The organism is Mucilaginibacter sp., assembly GCF_036383575.1.
Lineage (GTDB): Bacteria > Bacteroidota > Bacteroidia > Sphingobacteriales > Sphingobacteriaceae > Mucilaginibacter.
In genome coordinates, this window is sequence record NZ_DASVOB010000382.1 from 1 (window position 1) to 5,419 (window position 5,419).

Annotated in this window: 5 protein-coding genes and 2 pseudogenes; 5 read left to right on the forward strand and 2 right to left on the reverse strand. The window is 43.0% G+C overall.

The window, feature by feature from the left end:
• The 5 genes and pseudogenes from VF500_RS13285 to VF500_RS13305 form a co-directional block, all read left to right on the forward strand.
• Positions 1-448: pseudogene (locus VF500_RS13285) on the forward strand (N-acetyl-gamma-glutamyl-phosphate reductase); the annotation flags it as partial.
• Positions 449-517: 69 nt separating this feature from the next.
• Complete coding sequence (locus VF500_RS13290; protein ID WP_330860131.1) at positions 518-1,645, forward strand: aspartate aminotransferase family protein; 1,128 nt, start codon at positions 518-520, stop codon at positions 1,643-1,645.
• 21 nt (positions 1,646-1,666) lie between these two features.
• Complete coding sequence (locus tag VF500_RS13295) at positions 1,667-2,614, forward strand: N-acetylornithine carbamoyltransferase (RefSeq protein WP_330860132.1); 948 nt, start codon at positions 1,667-1,669, stop codon at positions 2,612-2,614.
• 29 nt (positions 2,615-2,643) lie between these two features.
• Positions 2,644-3,027 carry a hypothetical protein gene (locus VF500_RS13300; RefSeq protein ID WP_330860133.1) on the forward strand — a complete coding sequence of 128 codons (384 nt, stop codon included), beginning with the start codon at positions 2,644-2,646 and terminating at the stop codon, positions 3,025-3,027.
• A 9-nt stretch (positions 3,028-3,036) separates the two neighbouring features.
• Positions 3,037-3,645: an FMN-binding negative transcriptional regulator gene (locus VF500_RS13305; protein ID WP_330860134.1), complete on the forward strand. Its 609-nt coding sequence runs from the start codon at positions 3,037-3,039 to the stop codon at positions 3,643-3,645.
• A gap of 134 nt (positions 3,646-3,779) precedes the next feature.
• On the opposite strand, the gene VF500_RS13310 is transcribed toward VF500_RS13305, so the two are convergent.
• Both VF500_RS13310 and VF500_RS13315 read right to left on the reverse strand, forming a co-directional pair.
• Positions 3,780-5,027 (reverse strand): sodium:proton antiporter, encoded by a 1,248-nt coding sequence (locus VF500_RS13310; protein WP_330860135.1) that lies wholly within the window; start codon positions 5,025-5,027, stop codon positions 3,780-3,782.
• 42 nt (positions 5,028-5,069) lie between these two features.
• Positions 5,070-5,419, reverse strand: a pseudogene (locus VF500_RS13315) (NAD(P)/FAD-dependent oxidoreductase); the annotation flags it as partial.

Sequence of the window (5,419 nt, forward strand, 5' to 3'; positions counted from 1 at the left end):
CTTTACCTGGCGTAATGATAACCTTTCGGTTTATAAAGCATTTAGTCATCAGCATTTAAATGAGATCGGTCAGTCGTTAAGGCAACTACAAGGTAACTTTGACAAGGCTATAAACTTTATCCCATATCGTGGCGACTTTACGCGCGGCATTATCGCTTCAATCTATACTGAAAGCGATTTGACAGAAGAAGAAGCTTTAGCACTTTACCAAAGCTATTACGATGGACATCCGTTTACGCATGTAACCAACCGGAATATTGATCTAAAGCAGATTGTGAACACCAACAAATGCTTTATCCAGGTTAAAAAACACGATAACAAAATATTCATTATCAGCATAATGGATAACTTACTTAAAGGCGCATCCGGCCAGGCAGTACAGAACATGAACCTATTGTTCGGCCTTGACGAGCGCGCAGGCTTACGACTTAAGGGAATAGCTTTTTAGCCCCCCTGCCCCCTAAAGGGGGAGTAATTGTTTAATATTAATTTTAATTGCCTTTAAGGCTTCAACAATATGAATCTGTTCGATGTTTATCCTATAAATCCAATTAATATAGTAAGGGGACAAGGGAGTTTAGTATATGATAATCAGGATACCGAATACCTTGATATGTATGGCGGTCACGCCGTGATCTCTATTGGTCATACTCATCCACATTACGTAAAAAGATTAGAAGACCAGCTACATAAACTGGGCTTTTATTCTAACTCCATCGAGATCCCTATCCAAAAAGAACTGGCTCAAAAGCTTGGCAAAGTTTCGGGTAAGGAAGATTACCAGTTATTCCTGTGTAATTCAGGTGCCGAGGCTAATGAGAACGCCTTAAAACTGGCTTCTTTTTATAATGGGAAAAAGAAAGTAATTGCTTTCAGCAAATCATTCCATGGTCGTACTTCATTAGCAGTTGCCGTTACTGATAACCCAAAAATCGTTGCCCCTATCAACGAAACTGATAACGTGATCTTTTTGCCATGGGCAGATGAAGCAGCGTTGGAAGAGGCATTCAAAAACAACGAGATCTCTTCAGTAATTATCGAAGGCATTCAGGGTGTTGGCGGGATTCAGGTTGCTTCTGAAAGCTTCCTGCAAAAGATCCGTTCATTGTGCGACCAATACAATGCTGTTTTCATTGCCGACTCGGTACAGTGCGGTTATGGCCGTACAGGTAAGTTCTTTTCACACGATTTTGCTGGTATCGACGCAGATATCTACAGCATGGCTAAAGGTATGGGCAATGGTTTCCCGGTTGGCGGCATCATTATTTCCCCAAAAATACAGCCTGCTTACGGCATGCTGGGTACTACTTTCGGTGGTAATCATTTGGCTTGTGCCGCAGGTTTGGCCGTACTTGAAACTATGGAGCAAGACAACCTGATGCAAAACGCCTCCGAAATTGGTGGTTACCTGATCAAAGAATTGAAAAAGCTGGAGCAGGTTAAAGAGGTTCGTGGTCGTGGTTTAATGATCGGTATTGAACTGCCTGAAGAACTGGCCCACGCACGTAAAGAGCTGCTAAACAAGCATCACATATTTACCGGCGAAGCTAAACCTAATGTGATCAGGTTGCTACCGGCACTTAATTTAACTAAGGCCCATGCCGACAGGTTCCTGGAAGCTTTTGTAAACGTATTGAATCAATAACTCGCTATAATATCCAAATCAATGAAACTATTCTCTTCTGTTAATGATGTTGCCGATGTTAATGCGCTTGTAAAAGAGGCATTGGCGCTTAAGCAGGATCCTTTTGCCCATCAGCAGCTTGGTAAAAATAAAACGCTTGCATTGGTGTTTTTAAATCCAAGTCTGCGTACCCGTATGAGCACCCAAAAAGCAGCCCTTAACCTGGGCATGAATGTCATGGTGCTTAATATTGATAAAGAGGGCTGGGCGCTTGAACTGCGCGATGGCGTGATCATGGATGGAACTACAGTTGAGCACATCCGCGAAGCTGCAGGTGTTATGGGTCAATATGCCGATATCATTGGGGTGCGCTCATTTCCTGGTTTGCGCAACCGTGAAGAGGACTATAGCGAAATGATTTTCAACAAATTCGTTGAGTTTTGCAAAGTGCCCGTGGTTAGCCTGGAATCAGCTACCCGTCACCCGCTGCAAAGCTTGGCCGATTTAATTACCATTGAAGAGTTGAAAACAACGGCACGCCCTAAAGTGGTATTAACCTGGGCTCCGCATATAAAACCATTGCCGCAGGCAGTTCCAAACTCATTTTCGGAGTGGATGTGCAAGGCCGATGTTGACTTTACCATTGTGCAGCCTAAAGGCTATGAGCTTTGTACCGATTTTACACAGGGTGCAAATATCACCTACAACCAGGATGAAGCTTTGGCCGGTGCGGATTTTATCTACGTAAAAAACTGGTCGGCTTATGAGCCATACGGTAACATATTGGGTAAACACGAAGAGTGGATGCTGACCAATAAAAAATTGGAGCAAACCAACAATGCCAAAGTAATGCATTGCCTGCCTGTACGCCGTAACCTGGAGCTCTCTGATGAAATATTAGATGGCCCGAACTCCATTGTAGTGCATGAAGCAGGAAACCGCGTTTGGGCTGCCCAGGCAGTACTGAAACAGATGCTGGAGAGTTTGTAGTTTTCAACCTTGTTCCTTAACTTCCAAATATGGACAAAGTGTACGATATCTTACTCGGTAATATCAAAATTGGCACAACCGGATTTGAAAATGCAGATCCGCCAATGGGTGTTGTACTCGGTAAGATATCGTTTATCGCTGATACCTTTGATTATTCTTTTTTCAGAGACTATTGTGTAAATAATGGTATCAGCTTCCAGGAAGATAGCGAACTTAAACTCATCGCCACCAATGAAATTCCTGACTTGCATGTTTTTGATGCAAGTGGCCGCGAGATCAAAGGATTGGCTGCTACCATATCAGGAATGGACGATGACGAGTATTTAATTACAGTTGAAGGGATCCCCTATCCATTTTACGAAGAGGAATTTCCCCATCATTTCAAGGCATACTTTAAAACAGGCACTAACTAAATCCTTCCGATGTACACACCTAAACATTTTCAGTTAAGCGATGAACAGGAAGCAATTAGCTTTATGCAGCGCTATAGTTTTGCAACTATCGTTACCGCTACTAATAATGTTCCTTTTGCTACCCACATCCCCTTTTTGGTAAGTAAGCGCGATGATAAAATTGTATTGTCATCACATTTTGCTAAGGCAAATCCGCAGGCTACTGAAATTATTGGAAAAGAAATATTGGTGATCTTCACTGAGCCTCACGCTTATATCTCCCCTAAGCATTACGAAAAAGAGACTAATGTGCCTACCTGGAACTACATTGCTGTGCATGCTTACGGTAAAGCCACGATATTATCCGAAGGCCAACAAACTGCCAATCTGTTAGCACAGATGATCAGCAATTATGAGGCTGATTACCTAACGCTATGGAATAACCTCCCCGATGAGTATAAGCAACGGATGATGAAAGGTATTGTGGCATTTGAGATCATTGTTGATGATCTACAGGGCAAACAGAAACTTAGTCAAAACCGCACTGAAGTGGAACGGGAAAACATAATTGAAGCCTTGGGTAAGAGCGGAGATACGGTTGAGGCTGAAATTGGCAAATACATGTCTCGCCTCAAATGATTAACTACCGCGGGTTTAGCGCAGCGTAACCCGTGGAAACATTAGTTAAGGTTCCAACTTAACTAATGAAGTTGAAAACTTCAACCATGGCTAACCACGGGTTACGCTATCGCTAAACCCGCGGCAGAATGTTTTTATTCTTCTACTTTTTTTGAAACACTATTGATCATTCTGTTTAGTGTTAGCCCCTGTACAATTACCGAAAATATCACAATAAAATAACTCCCCGAAAGGATCAGGTGCAGGTATGGGGTATTGGGCAGTGATAAGGCCAAAGCTATAGAGATCCCCCCGCGCAGGCCAGCCCAGGTCATGATATTGATATTACTATAGTTTACCTTAAGTGTACGCCGTAAAAAGGTAAGTGGCAGCATTATACTTAACCACCGGGCTATTAAAACAGTAACTATAGAGATACTTCCCGTAACCCAGTAATTATTTACAAAAGGCAGGTTAACCAGCTGAAGGCCTATCATCACAAATAAAATAGTATTCAGGATCTCGTCAACCAGCTTCCAGAACTTTTCCAGTGCCTCATGCGATTTTTCTTTATTATCCTGGTTAATAGATTGGCCTCCGGCAAACAGTCCGGCTATCACAACTGATAACGGCAGTGAAAAACCGAGCAATACGGCCAATACCGACAAGCCCATTACCAATGCCAGCGAGATCAGTACAATGGTTTGAAAATCTTTAACGGAGCGCATCAAACGGTGAGTTACATAACCCAAAACAGCCCCGGCTAACATCCCCCCTATTATTTCCTTTACGATGAGTACAACCACCTTCGCCAATTCAATCTTTTCCTCACCTACCCGGGCAATTTCCAGGATGATCAAAAACAGGATCAGTCCTATCCCGTCATTAAAAAGGGATTCGCCCGAAATAATGGTTTCGAGATTGGCCGGTAGTTTTGAATTGCGGATGATAGCCGATACCGCCACCGGATCTGTTGGCGAGATCAACGCGCCAAACAACAGGCAATAGATCAGCGGCATATGGATATGAAAAACCGGGGCGACGTAAAATAACAGGAAGCCAAACACCGCCGTCGAAATAATAACACCCAATGTGCTCAGTACAAATACTGGTCGCATTTCTCTCTTCAGTTTCCGGCCATCCAAATTGAACGAACTCGAAAAAAGCAGGAAGCCAAGCAGGATATTCAATACCGCTTTGGAAAAGTTGATATTTTTGGCCAATGTGCCCAGGTAATCGGCTATTGATGAATCAACTTTATCTACGATGAGTATAGTTATAGAAGCAATAGTTGCCAGCAAAACGATGCCAATAGTACCCGGCAGCTTAATAAAACGCGCGTTAAGGTACGAGAAAACCGCGCTGACAATGACCAATGAAGCAATTACAACAAACAGATCCATAAATACTTACAAGTAAGGATTTAAAAGGCCTATTGTTTGCTTTTATCTCGATTCGGGGTCGGTCATCCTGGTTTCGGTATCAAAATAGCGTACAATGAGGCGGTTATCGCTGTTTTTGGTAAAATAGTTTATAGCCCAGCTGAAAAATATAATCCCTTTATTGGTAAAACCCGCTAAGGACATGATGTGCACAAATCCCCATACCAGCCAGGCAAAAAATCCCTGGAAATGAATTTTCCCCAAATCGGCCACAGCTTTATTACGCCCAATGGTTGCCAGTGAGCCTTTATCCCTGTATTTGAAGGGCACCAGCGGCTTACGTTCAAACATGCGGTAAACGTTTTCGCCAAGGTTTTGCCCTTGCTGAATGGCTACGGGCGCTACTCCCGGAT

Coding starts and splice junctions, on each gene's coding strand:
- VF500_RS13290 (WP_330860131.1), top strand. CDS start 518: ATGAATCTGTTCGATGTTTATCCTATAAATCCAATTAATATAGTAAGG.
- VF500_RS13300 (WP_330860133.1), top strand. CDS start 2,644: ATGGACAAAGTGTACGATATCTTACTCGGTAATATCAAAATTGGCACA.
- VF500_RS13310 (WP_330860135.1), bottom strand. CDS start 5,027: ATGGATCTGTTTGTTGTAATTGCTTCATTGGTCATTGTCAGCGCGGTT.
- VF500_RS13305 (WP_330860134.1), top strand. CDS start 3,037: ATGTACACACCTAAACATTTTCAGTTAAGCGATGAACAGGAAGCAATT.
- VF500_RS13295 (WP_330860132.1), top strand. CDS start 1,667: ATGAAACTATTCTCTTCTGTTAATGATGTTGCCGATGTTAATGCGCTT.